This is a genomic window from Sphingobium sp. SA2 (assembly GCF_032227065.1).
Taxonomy (GTDB): domain Bacteria; phylum Pseudomonadota; class Alphaproteobacteria; order Sphingomonadales; family Sphingomonadaceae; genus Sphingobium.
The window spans coordinates 1,847,245-1,871,969 of the sequence record NZ_JAPMXX010000006.1; the positions used below are offsets into that span (position 1 = coordinate 1,847,245).

The 24,725-nt window shown below is 63.4% G+C and carries 23 protein-coding genes and 1 tRNA gene; 18 read left to right on the forward strand and 6 right to left on the reverse strand.

Going from position 1 to position 24,725, the window contains the following annotated elements; translation table 11 throughout:
- Positions 1-431 precede the first annotated feature (431 nt).
- From OVY48_RS23890 to OVY48_RS16765, 4 genes are read left to right on the forward strand one after another with little or no spacing between them, the layout of a single operon-like run.
- Positions 432-974 (forward strand): RNA polymerase sigma factor, encoded by a 543-nt coding sequence (locus OVY48_RS23890; RefSeq protein WP_237748845.1) that lies wholly within the window; start codon positions 432-434, stop codon positions 972-974.
- Positions 910-1,875 (forward strand): FecR family protein, encoded by a 966-nt coding sequence (locus OVY48_RS16755; protein ID WP_313923672.1) that lies wholly within the window; start codon positions 910-912, stop codon positions 1,873-1,875. Before OVY48_RS23890 ends, OVY48_RS16755 begins: the two co-directional genes overlap by 65 nt.
- Before the next feature lie 55 nt (positions 1,876-1,930).
- Positions 1,931-3,805: a gamma-glutamyltransferase gene (locus tag OVY48_RS16760; RefSeq protein ID WP_313923673.1), complete on the forward strand. Its 1,875-nt coding sequence runs from the start codon at positions 1,931-1,933 to the stop codon at positions 3,803-3,805.
- Positions 3,806-3,826: 21 nt separating this feature from the next.
- Positions 3,827-6,781, forward strand: a complete 2,955-nt coding sequence (locus tag OVY48_RS16765; RefSeq protein ID WP_313923674.1) for an LpqB family beta-propeller domain-containing protein — start codon at positions 3,827-3,829, stop codon at positions 6,779-6,781.
- Between the two features lie 23 nt (positions 6,782-6,804).
- On the opposite strand, the gene OVY48_RS16770 is transcribed toward OVY48_RS16765, so the two are convergent.
- From OVY48_RS16770 to OVY48_RS16780, 3 genes are all read right to left on the reverse strand, one after another.
- Positions 6,805-6,879: transfer RNA gene (locus tag OVY48_RS16770), tRNA-Glu, on the reverse strand.
- 299 nt (positions 6,880-7,178) lie between these two features.
- Positions 7,179-7,967 (reverse strand): SapC family protein, encoded by a 789-nt coding sequence (locus OVY48_RS16775; RefSeq protein WP_313923676.1) that lies wholly within the window; start codon positions 7,965-7,967, stop codon positions 7,179-7,181.
- 110 nt (positions 7,968-8,077) lie between these two features.
- Positions 8,078-9,517, reverse strand: a complete 1,440-nt coding sequence (locus OVY48_RS16780) for an FAD-binding oxidoreductase (RefSeq protein WP_313923677.1) — start codon at positions 9,515-9,517, stop codon at positions 8,078-8,080.
- Between the two features lie 77 nt (positions 9,518-9,594).
- On the opposite strand from OVY48_RS16780, the gene OVY48_RS16785 reads away from it, so the two are divergent.
- Together OVY48_RS16785 and OVY48_RS16790 are read left to right on the forward strand one after the other, a co-directional pair.
- A complete protein-coding gene (locus OVY48_RS16785; RefSeq protein ID WP_096063071.1) occupies positions 9,595-10,023 on the forward strand; it encodes a hypothetical protein in 429 nt (142 codons plus the stop codon).
- Positions 10,024-10,149: 126 nt separating this feature from the next.
- A complete protein-coding gene (locus OVY48_RS16790) occupies positions 10,150-11,514 on the forward strand; it encodes a DEAD/DEAH box helicase (protein WP_313923679.1) in 1,365 nt (454 codons plus the stop codon).
- A gap of 475 nt (positions 11,515-11,989) precedes the next feature.
- Here OVY48_RS16790 and OVY48_RS16795 read toward each other — a convergent pair whose 3' ends face one another.
- Together OVY48_RS16795 and radC are read right to left on the reverse strand one after the other, a co-directional pair.
- Positions 11,990-12,352, reverse strand: coding sequence for a hypothetical protein (locus OVY48_RS16795; RefSeq protein ID WP_150125806.1), 363 nt, complete (start codon positions 12,350-12,352; stop codon positions 11,990-11,992).
- Between the two features lie 88 nt (positions 12,353-12,440).
- The gene (gene radC / locus OVY48_RS16800; protein ID WP_096063112.1) at positions 12,441-13,136 is read right to left on the reverse strand and encodes a RadC family protein; all 696 of its coding nucleotides are present in this window, start codon (positions 13,134-13,136) and stop codon (positions 12,441-12,443) included.
- Positions 13,137-13,270: 134 nt separating this feature from the next.
- On the opposite strand from radC, the gene OVY48_RS16805 reads away from it, so the two are divergent.
- The 8 genes from OVY48_RS16805 (at position 13,271) to OVY48_RS16840 (ending at position 20,042) form a co-directional block, all read left to right on the forward strand.
- Positions 13,271-16,504 (forward strand): YdbH domain-containing protein, encoded by a 3,234-nt coding sequence (locus OVY48_RS16805; protein ID WP_313923680.1) that lies wholly within the window; start codon positions 13,271-13,273, stop codon positions 16,502-16,504.
- Positions 16,501-16,689: a YnbE family lipoprotein gene (locus tag OVY48_RS16810; protein WP_096063075.1), complete on the forward strand. Its 189-nt coding sequence runs from the start codon at positions 16,501-16,503 to the stop codon at positions 16,687-16,689. The genes OVY48_RS16805 and OVY48_RS16810 overlap by 4 nt, the downstream gene beginning before the upstream one ends.
- A complete protein-coding gene (locus OVY48_RS16815; protein WP_313923681.1) occupies positions 16,686-17,087 on the forward strand; it encodes a YdbL family protein in 402 nt (133 codons plus the stop codon). The genes OVY48_RS16810 and OVY48_RS16815 overlap by 4 nt, the downstream gene beginning before the upstream one ends.
- 329 nt (positions 17,088-17,416) lie before the next feature.
- On the forward strand, positions 17,417-17,740 hold the full coding sequence (locus OVY48_RS16820; RefSeq protein WP_310227718.1) for an AtpZ/AtpI family protein: 324 nt from the start codon (positions 17,417-17,419) through the stop codon (positions 17,738-17,740).
- A gap of 49 nt (positions 17,741-17,789) precedes the next feature.
- Entirely contained in the window at positions 17,790-18,575 is a 786-nt protein-coding gene (locus OVY48_RS16825) for a F0F1 ATP synthase subunit A (protein ID WP_096063077.1), read from the forward strand.
- A gap of 53 nt (positions 18,576-18,628) precedes the next feature.
- Positions 18,629-18,856 (forward strand): F0F1 ATP synthase subunit C, encoded by a 228-nt coding sequence (locus OVY48_RS16830; protein ID WP_006961951.1) that lies wholly within the window; start codon positions 18,629-18,631, stop codon positions 18,854-18,856.
- Positions 18,857-18,940: 84 nt separating this feature from the next.
- A complete protein-coding gene (locus OVY48_RS16835; RefSeq protein ID WP_037475627.1) occupies positions 18,941-19,435 on the forward strand; it encodes an ATPase in 495 nt (164 codons plus the stop codon).
- Positions 19,428-20,042: a F0F1 ATP synthase subunit B gene (locus OVY48_RS16840; RefSeq protein ID WP_313923682.1), complete on the forward strand. Its 615-nt coding sequence runs from the start codon at positions 19,428-19,430 to the stop codon at positions 20,040-20,042. The genes OVY48_RS16835 and OVY48_RS16840 overlap by 8 nt, the downstream gene beginning before the upstream one ends.
- Positions 20,043-20,107: 65 nt before the next feature.
- On the opposite strand, the gene OVY48_RS16845 is transcribed toward OVY48_RS16840, so the two are convergent.
- The gene (locus OVY48_RS16845) at positions 20,108-21,160 is read right to left on the reverse strand and encodes an NAD(P)-dependent alcohol dehydrogenase (RefSeq protein WP_313923683.1); all 1,053 of its coding nucleotides are present in this window, start codon (positions 21,158-21,160) and stop codon (positions 20,108-20,110) included.
- A 195-nt stretch (positions 21,161-21,355) separates the two neighbouring features.
- Here OVY48_RS16845 and uvrC point away from each other — a divergent pair, with 195 nt between their 5' ends.
- The 4 genes from uvrC (at position 21,356) to recO (ending at position 24,707) form a co-directional block, all read left to right on the forward strand.
- The gene (uvrC, locus tag OVY48_RS16850) at positions 21,356-23,272 is read left to right on the forward strand and encodes an excinuclease ABC subunit UvrC (RefSeq protein ID WP_313923684.1); all 1,917 of its coding nucleotides are present in this window, start codon (positions 21,356-21,358) and stop codon (positions 23,270-23,272) included.
- Positions 23,273-23,480: 208 nt separating this feature from the next.
- Positions 23,481-23,654, forward strand: coding sequence for a hypothetical protein (locus tag OVY48_RS16855; RefSeq protein WP_156106190.1), 174 nt, complete (start codon positions 23,481-23,483; stop codon positions 23,652-23,654).
- A gap of 67 nt (positions 23,655-23,721) precedes the next feature.
- Positions 23,722-23,931 carry a hypothetical protein gene (locus tag OVY48_RS16860; protein WP_037475622.1) on the forward strand — a complete coding sequence of 70 codons (210 nt, stop codon included), beginning with the start codon at positions 23,722-23,724 and terminating at the stop codon, positions 23,929-23,931.
- Positions 23,932-23,972: 41 nt separating this feature from the next.
- Positions 23,973-24,707 carry a DNA repair protein RecO gene (gene recO, locus OVY48_RS16865; protein ID WP_313923685.1) on the forward strand — a complete coding sequence of 245 codons (735 nt, stop codon included), beginning with the start codon at positions 23,973-23,975 and terminating at the stop codon, positions 24,705-24,707.
- Positions 24,708-24,725: the final 18 nt, after the last annotated feature.

Genomic DNA, 24,725 nt, shown 5'->3' on the forward strand with positions numbered 1-24,725 from the left:
GATCTTCGTCTTGGTCATCATGTTCCCCCATTTCCCTCCCACACGGACGCGCGCCAGCGGACGCACGCATCCAAGGCGCCACGCGATGGTCGATCACTCACTGAAAATTCCGTTTCTGGGCCGACTCATTCGCCCGGCCAGGCGATGCCGATCGGCCCCTTTTCCGGGTGCCCGACATCCTCTCCAGATCACGGCTTGGAGGCGAATGCTGCCGCAGATCACAGTGGAAAGACACGAGAGCGGAAAATATCCGCCATCGTGCCTGTCACATTTTTTTCATGCTGTTCTAGCGGCGGATTTGGGCGTGCCTTTCGTTGCTACAGAGGATCGTCGATGTAAGGGGTCGACCTATTCTGGATAGCAGAGCCATATGGCTGGCACGCCACATCTGTCCGCATGAGCCAGCGCTGCGCCGCTGGCTGGCGGGGCGCGTGCAATATGGCTTTCTGCTCGATGATGTCGTGCAGGAAACCTATGCGAAGCTCGCGACCCTGCCGTCGGTCGATCATATCGAAAATCCACGCGCCTATTTCTTCCGCGCTGCGCTTTCGGTCATAGTCACCGAAGTGCGACGCGCGCCGGTCGTCTCGATGGAGACGCTGACCGAGATTGATCGTTTGAGCATCGAATCCGGGGTTCTGCCGCCTGACGTGCAAGCCGAGCAGCGCGAGGAGTTCCGGTTGGTGGCGGAGGCGATCGACCAGTTGCCGGCCAAATGCCGCGAGGTTTTCATCCTGCGCAAAGTCCATGGATTGTCGCAGCGCGAAACCGCGCAAAAGCTGGGTTTGTCGGAAAGCACGGTCGAAAAACATGTCGGCCGCGGCATTCGCACCCTGATAAATATTTTCGGACGTGGCGGAAAAACCGGCCATGTCGCGTCTAACGACCGAATTTCAAATGCAGAGCCATATGACAGTCAGGGAAAGCAGCGCGGAGATAGAACAACAGGCGACCCTCTGGGCGGCCCGCTGTGACGCGACTGGTCTCAGCGCCGCCGACAAACGAGAGTTGGACGCCTGGCTCGCCGGGGACAGCCGCCGCATGGGTGCTTGGGCGATGGCCCGCGCGACGCTCGCCCGCGTCGAACTGGCGCAAACCGACGAACAGGGGGGCCATGTCGCACCAACCAAGGTCGGCGCGACGCGTAGGCAAATTCTGTGGGGCGCTGGCGTGGCAGTTGCGGCCTCGGCGGTAGGAGCCGTCGGACTGCACCTGTCGGGGCAGGGCACCTATTATGAGACAGCCAAGGGCGAAATGCTGCGGGTGGCGCTTCCCGATGGCAGCGTCGTCAATCTCAACACTGCCAGCCGCATCGAAGTGCGATTCACGCCGCAGACCCGCACCGTGATATTGACGCGGGGCGAAGCGCTGTTCGATGTCGCGAAAAACAAGGTTGTCCCTTTCGTGGTGGAGGCGGGGGATGCGCGGGTTCGTGCCGTCGGCACGGCTTTCACCGTCCGGCGGCAAGCGGATCGCGCCGTGGGCGTGATCGTCAGCGAAGGCGTGGTCGAACTGAGCCGTCGCAACGTCGCGACCCAACCGGTCAGGCTGGTGCAGGGCATGCGCGCAGCGGTCGATCCGGCGGCGGCCAGCCCCATCGAAACGGCCCGGATTTCGCCCGATGCGATCGCGCAGGAACTCTATTGGCGCGAAGGGATGATCGCCTTTCGCGACACCACTCTCGCGCAGGCGGCCGCGGAATTTGCGCGCTATAATGACGAGAAGATCATGATCGCCGACCCGCTGATCGCGCAGGAAACGATCACCGGGCTGTTCGTCGCCAATGATCCGCATGGCTTTGCGAAGGCGGCGGCCGAAAGCCTGGGCCTGGCGACGCGGACGGACGGCAACCGGATCATCCTTGGTCCCATCTGACATATTGGCGCCGGATGAAGCGTATCGGCGCAGGAAAAAACGGGGAGTTTCAACGATGAACGATGAGAACCCGATTACGGGAATGAACCGTCGTGCCTTGGGCAAATGGGCTTTGGCAACCGGAGCCGCCGCTATCGCTGGGCCGATCGCCACCAGCGCCCAGGCGCAGACGCCGCCGCCGGAGCCGACGCGCCTCAAAAGCGCGGGCGAAACGCTCCGCCCCGAAATCGTCGGCCAGTTCGGTATCGTTGCGGCCGGCCGCCATTATGCGGTGGCGGCCGGAACCCGTATCTTGATGGCAGGCGGCAACGCCACCGATGCGGGCGTCGCCGCCGTCTTTGCCGCCGCCGTTACCGAAATTTCCCATTTCGGCTTTGGCGGCGAAGCCCCCACCATCATCTATGATGCGGCCACGAAGAAGGCGTCGGTCATCAATGGTCAGGGAACGGCCCCCGCGCTGGCCACCGTCGATCAGTTCGCCGCGCTGGGCGTGATACCGGGCAACGGCCCCAATGGTGGCACGGTCCCGGCGATGGTGGACGCCATGGCGCTGGCGCTGCAGCTAAACGGCACGATGACGCTGGACCAGGTGTTGGCACCGGCCATCGAACTGGCGGACGGCTTCGTCATGTATAATTTCCTGGCCGAAGTGTTCGTCAGCCAGCAGAAGCCGACATCCAAATATAAAAATGCCTATGATGCCTATTATCCCGGCGGCAGGCTGCCCCGCACCGGCGAGATATTTCGCCAGCCCAATCTCGCACGCACGATGCGGACGATCGTGACCGCCGATCGGCAGGCCTTTGCCCGGACGAAGGACCGCAAGGCCGCGATCCAGGCCGGGCGCGATGCCTTCTACAAGGGCGACATCGCCCGCCGCATCGGTGCCGCTATGGAGGCGGACGGCGGGCTGATGCGCTATGCGGATCTGGCCAATTATAAGGGTAGGGTCGAACCACCGGCGACTGCGGAAGTGTTCGGCTATACCGTGTGCAAGGGTGGTTTCTGGAGCCAGGGACCAGCGCTGCTGCTGGCGCTGAATATTGCCGAAGCCGCCGGGATCGGTGCGATGGAGCCGGGCAGCGACGCCTATCTGCATATACTCGCCGAGGCGATCAAACTCGCCTTCGATGATCGCAATGCCTTCTTTGGCGATCCCGATTTCGCCAGCGTGCCGATGCAAGGTCTGTTGTCCAAACCCTATGCCGCCGCCCGCGCCAGGGACATCCTGCAAAGGGCGTCGATAGAGCATCGCTATGGCGACCCATGGGCCTTTGAGGGGCGCAAGCGCGACACGCCTTCCTTCCTACCGCGCATGTTGAAAAAGCCGCCGGTGCCCACCGCCGATACGACCGCGATCGAAGTCGTGGACCGCCACGGCAACCTGTTCAGTTGCACGCCAAGCTCCGGCTGGATGCTGGGCGGTGCCTATATTGCGGGTGATACCGGCGTGCCGATGAGCAACCGGATGACCATATTCGATCTCGATCCCGACAGCCCCAACGTCCTTGTCCCCGGCAAGCGGCCACGCACCACGCTGTCGCCGTCCCTGGTGTTGAAGGATGGTGCGCCCTTCCTGGCGATTGGCACGCCGGGCGGCGACAATCAGGACCAGCAGATCATGAATGTGTTGCTGCGCGTTCTGGCCTTCGGCGAGCCGCTGCAGGCAGCCATCGAGGCACCCCGGATCAATTCCAATCATTTCCATGGCTCCTTCGGCGTGAAGAAAGACGAGCCGGGCGTGCTGGAGATTGAGGATCGCGTGCCCCCGGCGGTGCGCGATGCGCTGACCGCGCGGGGGCACAAGCTGGATGTATTGGGGCCATTTGGCGTCTCGACGGGCATCGTCGCTGCGGGCGTGGTGCCTGAAACCGGCACCTTGCGCGGCGGCGCGGACGTGCGGCGGGAACGCTACGTCTTTGGCTGGTAGGGAATGATCGGGGAAATTATCATGAACATACGGCTCACACCCTTCGTTATCGCCCTGATGGCCAGCACTGCCAATCCGGCCATCGCCCAACCTGCCAATCTGCCCCCGCCCGGTGGCGAGACACCGATCGCCTTCGACGTGCATGAAGGGACGTCGATGGCCGTGTCCGTTTCGCCGAACGGCAAGTGGCTGGCGGTCGATCTGCAGGGCAGTCTGTGGATCATCCCGGTCAAAGGCGGGAAGGCAAGGCGGATCACCGACTATTTCAATGACGCGCGTCAGCCGGTTTGGTCGCCCGATGGGGAGCGGCTTGTCTACTTCGCCTATCGCGATGGTGGCTATGACCTGTGGAGCATCAAGCCCGACGGCAGCGACATGCACAAGCTGACCGAAGGCACGTTCGATGATCGCGAGCCGGTCTTTTCGCCGGACGGCAAGACGCTCGCCTTTTCGTCGGATCGTAGCGGCAATTACGACATCTGGACGCTCGACATCGCAACCGGCGCGATCAAGCAGGTCAGCAGCAACGCGCGCGAGGACCGGTTGCCGACCTGGTCACCCGATGGCGCGCGGATCGCTTATTCCGGCGGGCAGGGGATGGCGAGCGCCATCTATGTCGTCGATCTCGCGACGGGGCAGGAAAGCCTGTTGAAACAGGCCGAAGGAAGGGCCGAAGCGCCGTCATTCGGGCCATCGGGGCAACTGGCTTATGTCGTGCAGGACGACACGGGCAGCCATCTGGCAATCGACGGCAAGATCGTCAGTGGCAAGGAAAATGTCTTTCCTTTCCGCATAAGCTGGGATCAGGCAGGCGGCTATTTCTACGTGTCGGACGGCAAGATCCGCCGGGGCGGGGCAAAGGCGACCTCAACGATCGACTTCGCCGCCACGCTGGAGGTCGTGAAACCCAGTTATAAGCGGGCCAAGCGCGATTGGGATTCGACCGCGCCGCGCAAGGCGCTGGGCATCGTGCATCCGCGTATCTCCCCCGATGGCAGTCGCATCGCCTTCGTCGCGCTCGGCGATCTCTATGTCGTCTCGTCCAAGGGCGGGGTGCCGGAAAACCTGACCAAGGACGCCGCGCTCGACGCTGATCCCGCCTGGTCGCCCGATGGGCAGAGCATTGTGTTCAGTTCGGATCGGGTCGGCGGTCTGCCGCAGCTCTGGATCAAGGATCTGAAAACGGGCACGGATCGGCAACTGACCAAGCTCGATACGCAGCCGCTCGGCGCGGCCTGGTCGCCCGATGGCACGCGCGTCGCTTTCATCGACGTCGATGGTCGTTGGGGCGTGGCAGGTGTCTGCGTGGTGGATGTCGCGACCGGCAAGGTCACACGGCTGCAGACCTCGCTTGGCCAGCCGGGCAGTCCGAGTTGGTCGTCGGACGGAAAATATGTCGCGATCAGCCTGTCCTACAAATTTTCCAACAGTTTCCGCGAGGGCACCAACCAGGTCTATGTGATACCGGCTGATGGCAAGGGCGAGCCATTCTGGCAGATACCTCAGGCCAATATGTCGCTCGATACGCGCAGCGGCAGCGGCCCCGCCTGGTCGCCCGACGGCACGAAGATGGCGGGCATCTATGAAGGACTGCTCAAGGTCTGGCCCGTGGACAAGGCGGGCAAGCCACTGGGGCCAGTGCGCAGCCAGACGAACGACACGGCCTTCTACCCGACCTGGACAGCGGATTCGAACACGCTTCTCTATCAATCCAACGACATGCTGAAGACGATCAACCTGGCCACCGGCGTCACGACCGACGTGCCGATCAACCTGAATTATCGCCTGGCCAAGCCGACGGGCCGCACCGTCGTCCATGTCAGCCATCTGATCGACTCGGTCACCGATGCGACCCAGCATGACAAGGACATCATCATCGACGGCAACCGCATCGCGCAGATTCGCGATCATGACCCGGCGCTGCATGAGGGGGGCACGTTCGTCGACGGCACCGGCCTGACCGCCATGCCCGGCCTCATCGAATATCATTCCCATGTCCAAAAGGATTTCGGCTCGAACCTGGAAAAGGCGTGGCTGGCCTATGGCATCACCACGGTCCGCGATCCCGGCACGCAAGTCTATGACGCCGTCGAGGATCGGGAAGCGGCGGAGGCAGGCGTGCGCCCCAGCCCGCGCCTCTATGTCGGGGGACCGCTGCTCGAATGGCAGCGTGTCTATTACAAGATGGGTGTGGCCGTTTCCGGACCAGCGCATCTCGAACGCGAACTCGAACGCGCCCGGCTGCTGCAATATGATGTCGTCAAAAGCTATGTCCGCATGCCCGACCTCTACCAGCGGCGCATCGTCGAGGCGGCGCACGACATGGGCATTCCCGTATCGGGCCATGAAATCTATCCGGCCGCCTATAGCGGCGTCGATGGCACCGAACATATGGGGGCGACCAGCCGCCGCGGCTATTCGCCCAAGCAAGGACCGGGCGGCATGGCCCATGACGATGTCATCCAACTGTTCGGCCGAAGTGGCCGGACGCTGACGCCCACCAATTTCGGGGCGCTGACCGGTTATCTGGAAAAGAACCCCGACTATCGAACCGATCCGCGCGTGAACCTCTATCCCAGCTGGGCGCGGGAAAGCGTGACGGGCGACAATGATCCCATGGCACGGATGGTTCGGCCGCTACTGGCAGGGGGCCTCATCAGCCTCAAGAAAATCTATGATGCAGGGGCGCAAGTCGTCGCGGGAACCGACACGATGATCGCGACCAATCTCCACGCGGAAATCGCCTCCTATGTCGATGCAGGCCTGACGCCATTCCAGGCGCTGCAGACGGCTACGGTCAACGCGGCCAAGGCGCTCAACCTTGATGCCGGGACACTGGAAGCCGGGAAGCTCGCGGACATCGCGCTGGTGGAAGGCGATCCGCGCGAGAATATCGCCAACAGCTTCAAGGTGCGCAGCGTGATCGCCAATGGAGTCGTCCACCATGTCGATGATCTGGTGAAGCCCAACCCGTGAAGGTCGCCCGATCGGGAAATAATTGGTGACCCCTACGAGAATCGAACTCGTGCTTCAGCCGTGAGAGGGCCGCGTCCTAACCGCTAGACGAAGGGGCCATGTGACCGCGCTCAGGCGGTCCACAGAGGCGCGCTTTAGGAAGACGGCGTAATCGCGTCAAGCGAAACAGCGTCCCACCGCCAACCGAGCCTCATAAAAAACCACCCCATGCAGAGCATGGGGTGGCCAAGGTTCAGGGAGGAGACGCCTCCAAAGGGGGAGGCGCCCATACGATACACCCGAAAGGGGGGCAGGTGCACCGCATGATTGATAGATAGGGCAGGATGCTTCGCCTTACAAGGGGGGAAGCAACGCCCTTTCTATCAATTATTTGAACCGTTTCGGGTTAATAGCTGGTTCAGGCTTCGACAGGCTGCGGTGCGGCGGGAAGGGCGATCGGCCCCTTGCCCTGCGAGACCTGCGTTTCGAAAATTTCGCGCATCAACTGCAGCGAGAAGAGATGGGCGTAGATCAGCGGCAGCATGCCGTTCTGGTTGATCTTGCGCAGCTGGTCGCCGCGCATGTCGCGCAGCTTTTCCTCGTTGATCATGCGGAAGCCGCGATAGACGAAGGGCTGTTCGTTGACGGGCGTCTGGATCGACACTTCGCCATCCATCAGCAGGTCCATGTCCTGCAATTCGCGCACGAACTGGCTGGTGCGCGCGGCGGCCTGCTCGAAATCCTCGCAGAATTTCAGCACGCCCTGGGTCAGTTCGCTCGGCTTGCCGTCCTGGAACAGCGCGGTGCCTTCCTCGAACGCGCCAATCGCCGAGCTGGTCGGGTCGAAGCACAGCGACAATTCTTCGCTGTCGGGACGCAGCTTGGCCAGCATCCAGGGATAGCGACGGACATAGGCGGGCACATAGGCCGGGCCGCGCAGCTTGCCTTCGTCATCGACGAACACGTTCACGCCTTCGTTCAGGCCCATCAGCGCCAACGGCACCGAATCGGCACCCGACGAAAAGATGATCGGCACGAAGCGCTGGGCCGACACGAACTCGTCGATCGTCAACGGCACGGCATGCTGGCTGACCAGGAAGGGGGCGGCGTCGACCGTGCGGCTATGAAAATCGACATGGTCTACGCTGCTGAGCGGCAGCAGGTCATTGTAGAAGATCGGCAGATTGTTCGCGGGCGCGCTGGCCATGATCAAATATCCATTCTTGCAGGCAGCGGTTTTTCAGGCACGCCGCAGGTCCGATGATTGGGGCAGGGCGATAATCACCTTGGCGACGCCGTGCAATCGCTTTGTCGCGCTCAGGCTTCTCCGGGCAGTGGTATCAGCTTGCCGGGGTTCATGATGCCCTTGGGGTCGAACGCCGTCTTGATCGCGCGCAACGCGCCGATCCGCGCGGGACTGGCCAGTCGTCCGAGTTCCGCGCGCTTCATCTGGCCGATGCCATGCTCGGCCGAAATCGATCCGCCCGCTGCTACCACCGCATCATGGACGAAGGCGTTGATCGCCTGACCCTGCGCCGCGATCCACGCCGGACCGTCGCTGGTGCCCTTTGGCGCGCGGACATGAAAATGGACATTGCCATCGCCCAGATGCCCGAAGGAGGAGGCGGTCGTGCCGGGGAAGCGCGCCTGCGCCGCCTGCGCCGCGTCGATCATGAAGGCCGGCATCCGCGCGACCGGCACGCTAATGTCATATTGCAGCGCTGGCCCCTGCGCCTTTTCCGATTCCGACAGGGATTCGCGGATGCGCCAGAAAGCATCGGCCTGCGCCTCATTCGCAGCGATGGCCGCGTCGATCGCCAGCTCCCGCTCGAACGCATCGGTCAGCGCCTGTTCCAGCCGCTCGGCCGGGCTGGGGTCGTTCAGGTCGGGGTGGTCAACCTCGATCAGCACATGCCAGGGCGTGCGCGTCTCGATCGGGCTACGCGTGCCGGGGATGTGCCCCAGCACGAAGCCCAGCGTCTCATCGGCGATCACCTCGAACCCCTCGACACTGTCACCCAGTTGCGCCTCGACCAGGCGCAGCAGCGCCAGCGCATCGGTGGGGGAGGCGACGCCGACCCAGCCGACCGCGCGGGCGGCAATGGCGGGCACCAGCCGCAACGCCGCAGCCGTGACGATGCCCAGCGTTCCCTCCGCGCCGATCAGCAATTGCTTGATGTCATAGCCGCGATTATCCTTCTTCAGCGCATCCAGTCCGTCGAAGATGCTCCCATCGGGCAGCACCGCCTCCACTCCCTCGACCAGCGCGCGCATCGTGCCGTGGCGCAGCACCTGGGTTCCGCCCGCATTGGTGGACACCAGCCCGCCAATCGTCGCCGATCCCTTGGCGCCCAGGCTCAGTGGAAAGCGCCGCCCCGCATCCTCCGCCGCGTCATGCAGGACGCTCAGGATCACGCCCGCCTCGCACACTGCCAGATTATAGTCGGCCGACAGGCTGCGGATCGCATTCATCCGCCGCAACGACAGGATCAGCGCCGACCCGTCGGCAGGCGGCGTCGCGCCGCCGACCATCGACGTATTGCCCCCCTGCGGCACCAACGCGACGCCCAGTTCGGCGGCCAGCGCGACCGTCGCCGCCACCTCCTGCGTCGATGCAGGCGCCAGGATCGCTGCCGCGGCACCATGATAGCGGCCGCGCCAGTCGCTCGTCCATGGCGCGATGTCGTCCGGGTCGGTGACCACGCCCTTGGGGCCAAGCAACGCGGCGAAGCGCGCAATGATGTCCTGTCCAATCATGGGACCGTCTATGCGCGCAAATTCATCGACGGTTCAACCACTCGTCGATAGCGTGCCATTCCCATAAGGGGTCCGCTTTGTTTCATTCCATCCTGCTACTGCTTGCCGCGCCCGGCGCGCAGCCCGTGCAATGGGCGCAATTGACCATCGAGCGGCGCGTGATCATGCGCGTGCCCATGGTCCGCAAGGGGAAGGCGCCCGCGCGGATCACGCCCGATGCCGCCGATGACTGGGACGAGAAGAAGGGGCCGCGCTGCGTCGCGCTCCGCTCGATTCGCGCCGCCAGCATCATCGTGCGCAATGGCGTCGATCTCATCCTCGCCGATCAGCATCGCTACCGTGCGCGGCTAGAAAAGGGGTGCGATTCGGCGGGCTTCTATTCCGGCTTCTATGTCGAACCGGATGCGGACGGCTCGCTCTGTTCGGGACGCGACGAATTGCAGGCGCGCAGCGGCATGAGCTGTGCGATCGACAGTTTCCGCCGCCTCGTCGCCGCCGACGACTGATTGTGATCCTCAAGGCCCCGAATTACGGGATTTTCTTGACAAGTGGCCGATATTTCCGCAATGCGCGGCCGATTTCCATCGTGCGGACTGGCAGGATGGGGCAACCTCCTGTTCCCGGACCATTGAATGACTTTTGCCGATCTCGGCCTTTCCGACGAATTGCTCAGGGCCGTAACCGAATCCGGTTACGACACGCCCACCCCCATTCAGGCGCAGGCAATTCCTTCCGTCCTGATGATGCGCGACATCATCGGCATTGCGCAGACGGGAACGGGCAAGACGGCCAGCTTCGTGCTGCCGATGATCGACATTCTCGCCCATGGCCGCAGCCGCGCGCGGATGCCGCGCTCGCTGATTCTGGAGCCGACGCGTGAACTCGCCGCCCAGGTGGCGGAGAATTTCGAGAAATACGGCAAATATCACAAGCTCTCGATGGCCCTGCTGATCGGTGGCGTGTCGATGGGCGACCAACTCGCGGCGCTCGAAAAGGGCGTGGACGTGCTGATCGCGACGCCGGGGCGCCTGATGGACCTGTTCGGTCGCGGCAAGATCATGCTCAACGGCTGCTCGCTGCTGGTCATCGACGAAGCCGACCGGATGCTCGACATGGGTTTCATCCCGGATATCGAGGAAATCTGCACCAAGCTGCCCGCGCAGCGCCAGACCTTGCTGTTTTCCGCGACGATGCCGCCGGTGATCAAGAAGCTGGCCGACAAATTCCTGTCCAACCCCAAGTCGATCGAAGTCGCGCGGCCAGCCAGCGCCTCGATCAACATCACCCAGCGGTTGGTAAAGGTCGATGCACGCAAGAAGCGGACCGTCCTCGCCAAGATGCTGGCGGAGGCTGACGTCACCAGCGCGGTCATCTTCTGCAACCGCAAGACCACGGTGCGGGATCTGAACAAGAGCCTGCAACGCGACGGCTTCAAGTCGGGCGAAATCCATGGCGACATCGACCAGGGATCGCGCATCGCCGAACTGGAACGCTTCCGCGCGGGCACCGTCAACATCCTCGTTGCATCGGACGTCGCGGCGCGCGGGCTGGACATCAAGGGCGTCAGCCATGTGTTCAACTATGACGCACCCTGGCATCCGGACGATTATGTCCACCGCATCGGCCGCACCGGCCGCGCGGGCGCATCGGGCGTCGCCTACACCTTCGTCACCGAAGCGGACGCCGAAGCGATCGACAATATCCAGAAGCTGATCGGTACCAAGATCGAAGTCGTCGGTGCGGCGGAAGCGCCGAGCGAAGCCGCGCCGCCCCGCGAAGAAGCGCCCGCCGCGCCGAAGCCCGCCGCCGAACCGATCCGCGAAGCCCGCCCACCCCGCACCGAACGCCCCCGCGAAGAGCCAAGAGGCCGCCCCGCCGCCGCGCCCCGCGCGCCGCAGCAAAACCGTGGCCGGCGCAACGAGATGGCCGATGACGGCCCCGACGATGGCTGGAACGGCCCGGTCCCCGAATTCCTGAACTTCGGCTTCGACGCCTGAATTTGGGGGCGACGGGCTGTGAGCCTGTCCGCCAACGCGCAAGCCCAGCGTGACAGAGGCAAACCATAACCGACCTTATTCCCCCTCCCGCAAGCGGGAGGGGGTTAGGGGGTGGGCCACCGCAACGGCTGCGCTGGCCCACCCCGCTGCGACTAAATTCCCCCGGCGCAAGGCCAAGGTCATCAAGTTTCGCTGCCCAGCGTCGGGTGAACAGTCCCCCGGACTGTTCAGGTCATGCCGGGGGCATGACCGACCCAACGCTCGCAAGCGGTAGGGGCGACGGATGCAGCCCGTAACCAACCGACCATCATTCCCGTAAAATCCTCCCCTGTAAGGGGAGGGGGACCGGCGCAGCCGGTGGAGGGGTGTCACCCTATCGATAGCATGACACCCCTCCGTCAGGGCTACGCCCTGCCACCTCCCCTGCTAGGGGAGGATGATTGACACCGACCAGTTATAGGCAGAACGGGCTAAATCACGGATGCCGATGAGTGGCCGCATTTGGGTCATCCGCAAACATCACACCAGCACTCTGATCCTGTGGATAGCCATGGGCGAATTTGTAGGCGAGCAATGCCTCAACTATAACCTCCTTAAAGGTGGAACGTTGTTCCGGAGGACAGGAAACCGAGTTAACGATCCAGATAAAATCGCATGCTTGTCTCAACGCATCGTTAGCCGTTGGGGTGGCAATGTATGCAGCGAAGCGTCCTGCGATCCGTTCACCTCTTATTTCAAAATATCGATCGCCTTCCGACGAACTGCCAGCGGGAACCAGTTCAAGATGACGTTGAGAGTCAACTGTCTGTCTCGCTTTGTTGTTCGCTAAAAATGCCATATGGCTGCCTTACATCAACACCCCTAATGTCTGCTTAGCGTAAGAAAAAATGTAAAGCCGACTGACCGCTTCTCACCCAGCCCCCCCCTCACAACAACCCCTTAGCCCGCATGCTCACATGCCCCTGTGCGCCGACGATGATATGGTCATGCACGGCGATATTCAGCCGCTTGCCCGCCTCGATGATCTGCCGCGTCACGTCGATATCCTGGCGACTGGGTTCGGGCGAACCGCTCGGATGGTTATGCACCAGGATCAGCGCCGCCGACCCCAGGTCGATCGCGCGCCGTATAACCTCACGAACATAGATCGCCGCCTGGTCGATCGACCCATCGCCCATATTTTCATCGCGGATCAGCATGTTGCGGGTGTTGAGGTGCAGCACGCGCACCCGCTCCACCCCCAGATGCGCCATGTCGGCACGCAGATAGTCGAGCAGCGCCTGCCAGCTCGCCAGCACTGGCCGCGCCGCGACCTCGTTGCGGAGCATCCGCAGTGCGCTCGCCTGCACGATCTTGATCGCGGCGACGCTGGTGTCGCCCATGCCCGGCACCCGCGCGATCGCATGCCAATCCGCCGCCATCAGCCCGCCTATGCCGCCAAACTCGCGTAGCAACGCCTTGGCCAGCGGCTTGGTGTCGCGCCGGGGGATCGCCAGCGCCAGCAGATATTCGATCAGTTCATGATCGTGCAGCGCGTCTCCGCCCGTCTCCGCCAGCTTCTGGCGCAGCCGTGCCCGGTGGCCTGCGCCGTCATGCGTGACTTTTGCGTCCTGCTCGGCCAAGCTCGCCCCCTTGCTACCGATGGCGACGCTATGCGTTGCGGAATCGCGGGGCAAGGATATTTAGGACGGGTCGGACGTTCTGGTCCCGTCACGGACCATAGAGTGTCGCACGAAAGCCGGGGTTGGCCATAAGCATGGAAGAACAGGACGGCGAAGAGGCGATTCGCCGGGGTTGGCTGCGCTGGCTGGGTGTCGGCACGGGAACGCTCGCGCTGGTGCTGGTCGGGCTGTGGACGCAGCGTGCGCCGATCGCCGAAAATTTCGTCAGCCGTGAACTCAACCGGCGCGGCGTGCGGGCCAATTACGACCTGGTCGATGTCGGCCTGCGCACCCAGCGGATCGAGGCTATCGTGCTGGGCGACCCGGCCAAACCCGATTTGACCGCCGACTGGGTCGAAGTCGATATCGCCTTTACCGGGGTGACGCCGGCGGTGGCGGCGGTGCGGGCAGGGGGCGTGCGCCTCCATGGCAGCTACAAGGGCGGCGTGCTGAACCTGGGCGAGCTGGACAAGTTCAGCGATCCCAATTCGACCGCGCCCTTCAGCCTACCCGACATTCTTCTGTCGCTCACCGACGCCCGGCTGCGGCTGGATACCGACGCGGGCCAGCTCGGCCTGCGGATCGACGGCGATGGCGGGTTGCAATCCGGTTTCGACGGGAAGGTCGCCGCCGTCATGCCGCGCGGGACCATGGCGGGTTGCGCGATGACAGATGGCAGCGCGCTGCTCGATATCGCCATGCGCCAGGGTCAGCCCCATCTGACCGGCCCCATCCGCGCGGCCGCGTTCGCCTGCCGCGAGGCTGCCACCGCTATCGCCCAACCGGTCGCCGTCATCGACCTGACGCTCGGCAAGGCGTTCGAACGCTGGACCGGCCATGTCGACCTGTCTGGCGAAGCACTCAAGTCCAACGGCCTGGTCCTCGCCAGCCCGGCAGGCCGCATCGATTTCGACGGCAGCAAGGCCGGGTCGCAAGGCCGCGCCCGCATCAACGCGGCCACGCTGGCGGGTGGTGGTAGTTTGATCGAGCAGGCCGCGCTCAATGGCGTCTGGACGTTCAAGAGCGATGAAGCGACGATGCAGGGCGATGTGTCGGGCCGGAACATCCGCCTCGCTTCGCGCGAATCGCTCGCTGCCTTCCGCGAATCGACGGCGGGCACCCCCGTCGCTCCGCTAGCAGCGCGCTTTGCCGACGCCATGGCGCGGGCAGGGGACGATAACCAACTCCGCACGAATTTCGCGCTCGTGCAACGCAGCGCCAAGGGTAGCCTCGTCCTTACCAACAGCCGCCTCGCCGCCCGCAGTGGCGCACAAGCGGCGCTCTCGCCCGACGGCCGGGTGACGCTGGGCTGGCCGGGGCAGGGGCGGGCAGCACTTGATTGGGCGCTTGACGGCGCGATCACGACGCGGGGCGGCGGCTTGCCCCAGGCCGCGCTGCGCCTGGTGCGCCGACCCGGCGGCGGCTTTGGCGGCGATCTGTTTGTTGATCCCTTTGCGGCGGACAATGCGCGCCTGGCGCTCGATCGCGTCCGTTTCACCGCTGCGTCCGATGGCACGACTCGCTTCGCCACCTCGCTCCGGCTCGATGGTCCGCTGCCCGACGGCCATCTGCGCGGCCTGACGCTGCCGATCGAGGGACAACTCGCCGCCAATGGCGCGCTGCGCATCAATCCGCGCTGCGTTCCCTTCTCGGTCACCGAGGCCCGCTATGGCAGTTTCGCCGTCGGGCAGACCCGCCAGACGCTCTGCCCGCTCGACGGCGGCGCTTTATTCGCCATGGGAGCGGGCGGCATCAGCGGCGGTGCGGACATCCGCAAACTCGCCCTCTCCGGCACCAGCGGCGACAGCCCCATGCGGCTGACCGCCGACTATGCCCGTGTCGCGCTCGGTCAGACCGGCTTCACCCTGGCCAATGCCGACCTGTCGATTGGCCCGCAGGACGCGCCGGTTCATCTCACCGCCGCCAACCTGGACGGCCGCATGACCGCCAAGGGCTTTGGCGGCAAGGCCAGCGGCGCAGGCGGCCGTATCGGCACCATCCCGTTGATCCTCGAACAGGGCAATGGCGATTGGCGCTTCGAAACAGGCGCGCTCGCCTTCCGCGCTGCCATGACCGTGCGCGATTCGCAGGTGCCCGCCCGCTTCATTCCGCTCGCCGTGCCGGATTTCACGCTGACGATGCGTAATAGCCGGATCACCGCCACCGGCACGCTTACGGCATCCCGCAATGGCGCGACCGTCGCCCGCACCGACATTGTTCATGATCTGACCAATGGCAAAGGCCATGCCGACCTGAATGTCCCCGACCTCGCCTTTGGCCAAGATCTTCAACCCGAAGATGTGACGCCGCTGGCGCTCGGCGTGGTCGCGAATGTGAAGGCCAAGGTTAACGGGCAGGGGCGCATCGACTGGACCGGCTCCGACGTGACGTCCACCGGCACCTTCCGCACCGACAATGCCAGCCTCGCCGCTGCTTTCGGTCCGGTCGAGGGGCTAAGCGGCGAACTGCGCTTCACCGACCTCATCAATCTCGTCTCCGCACCCGGTCAGGAAGCGCGAATCCAGTCCGTCAATCCGGGCATCGAAGTGCGCGACGGCATCGTGCGCTATCGGCTGGAAGCGGGCCAGAAGGTGCGGATCGAGGGCGGCGGCTGGCCCTTTTCCGGCGGCGAACTGGTGCTGCTCCCCACCACCATGGATTTCAGCGCCGACGTCGATCGCTACATGACCTTCCGTGTCATTGGCCTTGATGCGGGCGCTTTTATCCAGGCGATGGAACTGGACAATGTCTCCGCCACCGGCACGTTCGACGGCATCATGCCGCTGATCTTCAATGCCCAGGGCGGTCGCGTCGCGGGCGGCGTGCTGGTCGCGCGGCAGGAGGGGATGGCGCCGCTGCTCATGCCCGAAGGCGTGCTGCCCTCCATTCCCTGCGACCCTGCGCGACAGTCCGGCGTCCTGTCCTATGTCGGTCCGGTATCGAACGAGCAATTGGGCGCGATGGGCCGCATCGCCTTCGACGCGCTCAAGAATCTCCAATATAAATGTCTGACAATCCTGATGGATGGCGCGCTCGATGGTGAAATGGTCACGAATGTCGTGTTCAACGGCGTCAATCGCGGCCAGCTCGGCGGCGCGCCCGCAGGCCTGGCGCGCAATTTCGTCGGCCTGCCTTTCCTCTTCAACGTCCGCATCTCCGCGCCATTCCGCGGGCTGATGAGTACGGCGCAGTCCGTCATCGACCCGACCCAGACGATCCGCGACGAGATCGGCAAGCAGGCTCAGGAAAAGATGCGGGCGTTGTCAGTGGAAGGGCTTGCGGTTCAGCCTGTGGACAGCGACAAGATGGCAAACGGGGAGCCGAAATGAAGAAACACGCAATCATCATGGCCGGATTGGCCGCATCGGCACTGGGGGGCTGCATCCAGGTGAAGGCGCCCGACAAGCCGATCGAGATCAATCTGAACGTCAAGGTGCAGCAGGAAGTCGTGGTGCGCTTGCAGCGCGATGCCCAGGATCTGATCCAGAATAACCCGGAGTTGTTCCCGCAATGACACGCAAGATGCTCATAATCGCCGCTGGCGCTGCCGTTGCGCTTGTCACGGGATTCGCCATGACGGCGCCCGCCCGTGCGCAGACCGGTGCTGTCGCATCGGCCCTGGCTGCCGGAACCGTGGGCGAGCAGGCCGATGGTTATCTCGGTATCGCCGGTTCGGTTAGCGCCGATGTGCGCGCCGAGGTCGAATCGATCAACATCAAGCGCCGCGCCGCCTACACCCAACTGGCCAGCCAGCGCGGCGTGACGGTGCAGGATGTTGCCGCCGCCACCGGTTGTCAGACGCTCAGCAGCCGGGTCAAGACCGGCCAGGCCTATCGCATCGGCGCGGGCGCTTGGCAAACCAAGGGTGCAGGCGCAATCGCGCTGCCTTCCTATTGCGCGACGGCAGGCTGACCATTCAATAATCCTCCCCTTGTAGGGGAGGTGGCTGGCCACAGGCCAGACGGAGGGGTGTCCCCCTATCGAGAAGGTGACACCCCTCCTCCATTTGCTACGCAAACGGTCCCCCTCCCGTTGCAGGGGAGGATCATGGTTTGCTCTGGTGGCTTGTAAAATCCCGCTCTGGCGGACTTTTCTCCTTCCTTCGTCCAGGGCTTCATTCTCTGCCCGAACCATGGTTGACTATCCGCCATCCCCTTTCTAAACGGGCCGCGCCTTGACGGGTGCAGCCGCAAGCGCCATGCCGCCTGCCATAAGGGGTCAACCCCCGGTGGAGGACGAACATGGTTGCGGAGACGCCCGGACAGGACCCGGCAGGGGAAGACGCGCGGATCGCTTCGTTGGAGGAGCGGATCGCACGGGCCGAATCTGTCGAAAAGGTCAGGCAGGGGGCTACTGAGCAAGCGGCGGACGATGGGTCTCGCCTCGGCAACAGGGTTCTTGCGGAACTGATCGGCGGTCTTGTCGGCGGTGCGTTGATCGGCTGGGTTCTTGACCGGCTGCTTGGCACATCCCCATGGCTCCTGCTCGTATTCCTCGGTCTTGGGATCGTGGCGGCGTTCAGGAACATCATCAGATTGACGACGATAAAGCGTCCCCCGCAATAAGGGACGCTTTCTTCTTAGTCCGACGGTAAAGACGTTACAGGGGTCCAGCGTGGCAGAATCCGGCAAAATCGATCCGATGCACCAGTTTGCGATCGAACCCTTGTTCGGTACGGATCAACTGTCGCTCGGCGGTTTCAACATCGCCTTCACCAACAGCGCGCTCTATATGGTGCTGGCGGCCATTGTGCTGTGGATCTTTGTGATCGGCGGCATGAAGCGCGAATTGGTCCCAGGGCGCTGGCAGATGGCGGTCGAATATATGACCGGCTTCATCAAGAATTTGCTGATCGCAAACGTGGGCGAGGGCGGCAAGAAATATATCCCTTACGTCTTCTCGCTGTTCATGTTCATCCTGCTGGCGAACCTTCTGGGTCTGCTGCCGCTGGGTCTGGTCGGGCTTCACCCCTTCACCTTCACCAGCCATTTCACCGCAACCGGCGTATTGGCGATCATGAGCTTCTCGATCGTCCTGATCGTCGGCTTCGCCAAGCATGGCTTCCACTTCTTCTCGCTCTTCATTCCGCACGGCACGCCCGCGCTGATGGTGGCGCCGCTCTTCCTTATCGAACTCGTCTCCTTCATGGTGCGTCCGTTCAGCCTGGGCCTGCGACTGTTCGTCGCGATGACCGCTGGCCACGTCCTGTTGAAGGTGCTTGCCGGGTTCGTCATCAACAGCGCAAACGCATCGCCCGCTCTCGGCCTGACGGTCGGCACGGCCAGCTTCATCCTGATGATCGGCATCAGCGCGCTGGAAATGCTGGTCGCGGTCATCCAGGCTTATGTGTTCGCGCTGCTGACCTCGGTCTATCTCAACGATGCCGAGAACCTGCACTGAGTTTCATCTAGTTTCGTCAACAATCACTATATTCTAACGAAGGAGTTTACGACATGGACGCAGAAGCCGCAAAGCTGCTCGGTGCTGGCCTGGCCGCCATCGGTGCGGGCATCGCTGCCCTCGGTGTGGGCAACGTGTTCAGCGCGTTCCTCGAAGGCGCGCTGCGCAATCCGGGTGCCGCTGATGGCCAGCAGGGTCGTCTGTTCATCGGTTTCGCCGCGGCGGAACTTCTGGGTCTGCTGGCGTTCGTTATCGCCATGATCCTGGTGTTCGTGGCCTGACACGCCTTACGGGACGGGCAGGGCGGCCTTCACGCCACCACGCTCGTCCCGCACTATTGACCGCGCCCTGATCGGACGGAAAAAATGCCTCAAATCGCGCAAATTGCCGAAACCTACTCCAGCCAGATTTTCTGGCTGCTGCTGACCTTCGGCTTCGTGTTCTTCGTCATCGGCCTCGGCATGGTGCCCAAGGTGCAGGGGACTGCAGACGCGCGCGACGCGAAGATCAGTGGTGATCTGGACGCGGCAAAGGCTGCCTTTGCCCGTGCCGATGAAGCCGAAGCGGATTATCGTGTCCGTGACGCGGAAAGCCGCACCGCCGCGCAGGCGATGCTGGCCAAGGCGAAGAGCGAAGCCGCCAAGGCTTCCGAAATCAAACTTGCCGCCGCCGATGCGGAGGTTGCCACGCAAATCGCGGCCGCCGAAGCCCGCATCCAGGCTGCCTCCACCGCAGCCCTGGCAGAAATCGAAACCGTCGCCGCCGAAGCAGCGCGCGACATGGTGGCTCGCATTTCCGGCGTGGAAGCGTCGGACGATGCAGCCCGCAACGCAGTAAAGGCGGCACTGGCCCATGGCTGAGGCAGCAGCACAGCATCAAGGGGGCACGCCCCCCACGCTCGACGAGGCAATTCACGCCGAAGGCATGGAGCCGGTCGGCACCGTCGCGCATGAAGGCGTGGCCCCCCACACCGATCCGGAAGCGGTCGGCATGGACGCCACCGCCTGGGTGAGCCTCGCCATGGCGGCGTTCATCGCCATCCTGCTGTTCAAGAAGGTGCCTGCCCTGATCGGCAGCGTGCTGGACGGCCGGATCGCGCAGATCAAGGAACAGCTTGCCGAAGCGACCCGGCTGCGGGCCGAAGCCGAAGCGCTCAAGGGCGAATATGAAGCCAAGCTGGCCGCTGCGGCCGGTGAAGCCGACGCCATGCGCAAGGCGGCCGAGCATGAGGCCGAAGGGCTGATCGCCGATGCCAAGGTGAACGCCGACGCATTGATCGTCCGCCGCCAGAAAATGGCCGAGGACAAGATTGGTGCGGCCGAACGCGCCGCCATCGTCGCCATCCGCGCCAAGGCCGTCAATGCCGCAACCACCGCCGCCGCGGTTCTGATCGCCCAGGGCCATGATGCGCAGGCGGACAAGGCGCTGGTGGACCGCGCGATCAGTGGGCTCGGCACGATCAACTAAGCCCGCCGCCACCTGGATTAGATAAAAAGACCGGCACAGACATCTGTGCCGGTCTTTTTCTTATATCAGGCTGCCAATGTCGCGTTGTCGATCACGAAGCGATATTTGACGTCGCTTTTCTGCATCCGGTCATAGGCGTTTTCGATGTCCTGAATGCGGATCATCTCGATATCCGCGACGATGCCCTTCTCCGCGCAGAAATCGAGCATTTCCTGCGTTTCGGCGAGGCCGCCGATCAGCGACCCGGCAATGGCCTTGCGGCCAAATATGAGCGCGCCGATATTGGGTGACGGGTGGGGATGTTCGGGGACACCCAACATGCACATCGTGCCGTCGCGCTTCAGCAGCGCCGTGAAGGCATCCAGATCATGGCTCGCGGCAACGGCATTGACGATCAGGTCGAAACTGCCGACATGCGCGGCCATCTCGTCGGGATTGCGCGACACGACGACTTCGTCCGCGCCCAGGTCCAGCGCATCCTGCCGCTTGGATTCGGATGTGGTGAAGGCCACGGTATGCGCGCCCATCGCATGGGCGAGCTTGACCCCCATATGGCCCAGGCCACCGATGCCGACGATGCCAACCTTCTTGCCCGGCCCGGTATTCCAGTGGCGCAGCGGCGAATAGGTGGTGATGCCGGCACAGAGCAGCGGCGCGACGGCGGCAAGCTGATCGACCGGGTGACTGATTTTCAACACGAAATGGTCATTGACGACGATCTGTTGCGAATAGCCGCCCAGCGTATGGCCGGGCGCGTCGTCGGTCTTGCCATTATAGGTGCCGGTCCAGCCCTTTTCGCAATAATTTTCCAGATCCTCTTCGCAGCTGGCGCATGTGCGGCAGCTATCGACCAGACAGCCCACGCCGACGACATCGCCGACCTGGAAGCGGGACACCTCTGCCCCGACCGCCCGGACATGGCCGACGATTTCGTGGCCCGGAACACAGGGGTAAAGCGTGCCGCCCCATTCGGCGCGGACCTGATGCAGGTCGGAATGGCAGACGCCGCAATAGGCGATGTCGATCTGCACATCGCGCGGACCTACCGCGCGCCGTTCGATCGTCATGGGTTCTAGGGGTTTGTCGCCAGCAGGGGCGCCATAGGCAAGGAGGGCCATGGATGAATATCCTTCAATGAAGAGACTATGCGACAATCCCACGGGATAGAGGGATGATGGCGAGGCATATGTAGGAACGATGGGCGGCCGGGGTTAGGCCTCGCAGACCATCTCGACCGATGATTTGCTCGCCGATCGCGAAACAGGTCGAAGTGCGCCCATTGTCATATTCGCCACCACCGCTATTTCATCCCCATGTCGCAACCCCAATCTCCCGACCGTTTCAACGAAGACAAGGCCAGCTACACGGTGCGCGGGTCCGGCGTGCCCGATCTCGATCAGGGCGTCGAGGCGATCCGCACCACGCTCAAAACGCTGCCGACGCGGCCCGGTGTGTACCGGATGCACGATGCGCGCGGCGATGTGCTCTATGTCGGCAAGGCTCGCGCGCTCAAAAATCGCGTCGCCAACTATACCCAGGTCGATCGGCTGCTCCGGCGGCTCCAGCGGATGGTCGCGCAGACCCGCAGCATGACCATCGTCACCACCAACAGCGAGGCGGAAGCGCTGTTGCTGGAAGCGCAACTGATCAAGCGCTACCGCCCGCCCTACAACGTCCTGTTGCGCGACGACAAAAGTTTCCCCTTCATCCTGTTGCGGGAAGACCATGCCTTCCCCCGCGTCCAGAAGCATCGCGGCGCGCGCAAGGCACAAGGTCGCTATTATGGTCCCTTCGCCAGTGCAGGTTCGGTCACGCGCACCATCAACGCGCTGCAAAAATTGTTCCTGCTGCGCTCCTGCACCGACAGTTTCTTCGCCAACCGCTCGCGTCCCTGCCTGCTCTATCAAATCAAGCGCTGCTCGGCCCCCTGTGTCGATCGGATCGACCCGGAAGGCTATGCCGAACTGGTCCGCGACGCGCAGGATTTTCTGGGGGGGAAGTCCACCGCCGTCCAGAAGAAGCTCGGCACCGCTATGCAGGCGGCGTCCGATGCGATGGACTTTGAACAGGCCGCCGTCATTCGCGACCGTCTCAAGGCACTGACTTTCATTCAGGGCAGCCAGGCGATCAACGCCGAAGGGCTGGGCGATGCCGACATTTTCGCGCTGGCGGCGAAGGGCGTGGCGATGTGCATCCAGGCCTTCTTCATTCGTGGTGGCCAGAATTGGGGGCATCGCAGCTTCTTCCCGGTCCACACCGCCGAAGTTGCCGAAGATGAGGTGCTGGCCAATTTCATGGCGCAATTTTACGAGGAAGTACCGCCACCCAAGCTGGTGCTGACCGATCGCGCGCCTGCGGAATGCGACCTGATCGCCCAGGCCCTGACCGAACGCATCGGCAGCAAGGTCCGCATCGAAGTCCCCCAGCGCGGCGACCGCACCCGCCTGATCAAACAGGCGCAGCGTAACGCGGTCGAAGCGCTCGACCGTCGCCTCGCTGAAACCACCAGCCAGGGCAAAGTGCTGGACGACATGGTCGAAGCCTTCGGGCTGGAAGGCATACCCGACCGCATCGAAATCTACGATAACAGCCACATTCAGGGTGCCCATGCGCTCGGCGCGATGGTCGTCGCGGGACCGGAAGGCTTCCGCAAAAATGCCTATCGCAAGTTCAACATGAAAGACCCCGTCATCTCGAACGATGATTTCGCGATGATGCGCGATATGTTCGAAAGGCGCTTTGGTCGAGCGCAACGGGAAGACCCGGATCGCGACAGCGGCGAATGGCCCGACCTTGTCCTGATCGACGGCGGCAAGGGCCAGCTATCGGCGGCGCGCACGATGCTGGAGGAAATGGGCATTGAGGACGTTACCATGATCGGCGTCGCCAAAGGGCCGCATCATGGCCGCGACGGCCGCGAAGTCTTCCACCTGATGGACGGTCGCGAAGTCACCTTCCCGATCAACCATCCCGTCCTCTTCTATCTGCAACGGCTGCGCGACGAAGCCCACCGCTTCGCCATTGGCGCGCATCGCGCCAAGCGGAGCAAGGCGATCACCGTCAGTTCGCTGGACGAGGTGCCGGGCATCGGCCCGGCCCGCAAGAAGGCGTTGCTGATGCATTTCGGCACCGCCCGCGCTGTTCGCGATGCCGCGCTGGAAGACTTGGCGCGCGCGCCTGGCGTGTCCACGGCGGTAGCGCAGCAGGTCTATGACTATTTCCATGGCTGAGGCGGCGAAGGCCAGCTAGTTGCAATTCTCGTACATTATGCTACATGCACTGGGCTGACGTCCTTTGATGACGATCTATGTTTCCTCCTCCGGCCCTCAATGTGCGTGGACGAGGCCTGTCTCGAAGCCTTCGCTTCTCTTCAGTTCATGGGTCGCTCCGGCGACACTCTAGCCATGCGTTCGTTATTGCACGCCGCATGTTCATTTTATGGCGGCAAAGGCCGTCCAGGATTCGATGACTATTATTTTTCCTTCCTCTACCCGTTCTTCGCTTGCTCATGGGCTTGATCGCCTTTCGCCGACCCACCGCGTCGCATCGCCGTTGACCGGCCTGTTGAGCAATCGCGAATTGAAGAAAATCGTGGCCGACATGGTCGACTGACACTTTGCCGGGCACCGCGTTTGCGCTGCCCGGCTTTCTATCGTTACTCTCTACTGAAAGGCACATTATGAGCAGGGAAACCCTCAAACCATTTTTGATCAGCAAGAATGAAGAAGGCGCATTCCGCCTGACCGTCCGCGACACCCGCTTCAATTCGCAGGGCTATCCGATCGTCACCGCGACGATGCAGGACGAAATTTTCAAGTCGGCCTCGGCTGCCCGCGCCTATGCGCGTGATAATTTCAAGGCCGAACCGGGCCAATATTCGACCAAGTAAGCTGACAGGATAGCGGGCGGATGCGTAGCTAAGGCCGATTGGTGCCAACGCTCGTCACCCCCGCTCTCGTCTGCGCCTTGCGCCCCCATGGCGAACATGGGGCCATCGCCCGCCTACTGACGCCTGACCATGGTCTGGTTGCAGGCTATGTGCGCGGTGGACGATCCCGCCTGATGCGCCCCGTGCTCTTGCCGGGCAACAGCGTCATGGCGACATTCCGCGCCCGGACCGAGGATCAACTCGCCGGGCTGACGGTCGAAATGGCGCATAGCCGCGCGCCCCTTCACGCTGAACCTTTACCCGCCACCGCGATCGACTGGAGCTGCGCGCTCACCGCCGCTGCCCTGTCCGAAGGCACGCCACATCCTGCGCTATATCGCGCGCTTGACGGCGTGCTGGGTGCCATTGAGGCGGCACCGGCGGCACGCGGCTGGGCCGTCGCTCTGGTGCGTTATGAATTGCTGCTGCTGGCGGAACTGGGCTTCGGCCTCGACCTGAGCCGATGCGCCGCTCTGGGCGATGCCGAAGATCTCGCCTATGTCAGCCCGCGCAGTGCGGCCGCAGTCAGCCGTGCGGGCGCGGTCGGCTACGAGCATCTGCTCCTGCCGCTGCCGCCCTTCCTGCTGGCGGGCGGGACCGGCGAATGGGCCGACATCATGGATGGCTTTGCCCTGACCGGCTTCTTCCTGGAGCGCTCCATCCTGACCGATCGGCGCATTGATATATTGGCCGCGCGCGAAAGGCTGGTCGATCGCCTGAAAAGGGCGGTTGCCTGACTGTCCCTGCTTCCATAA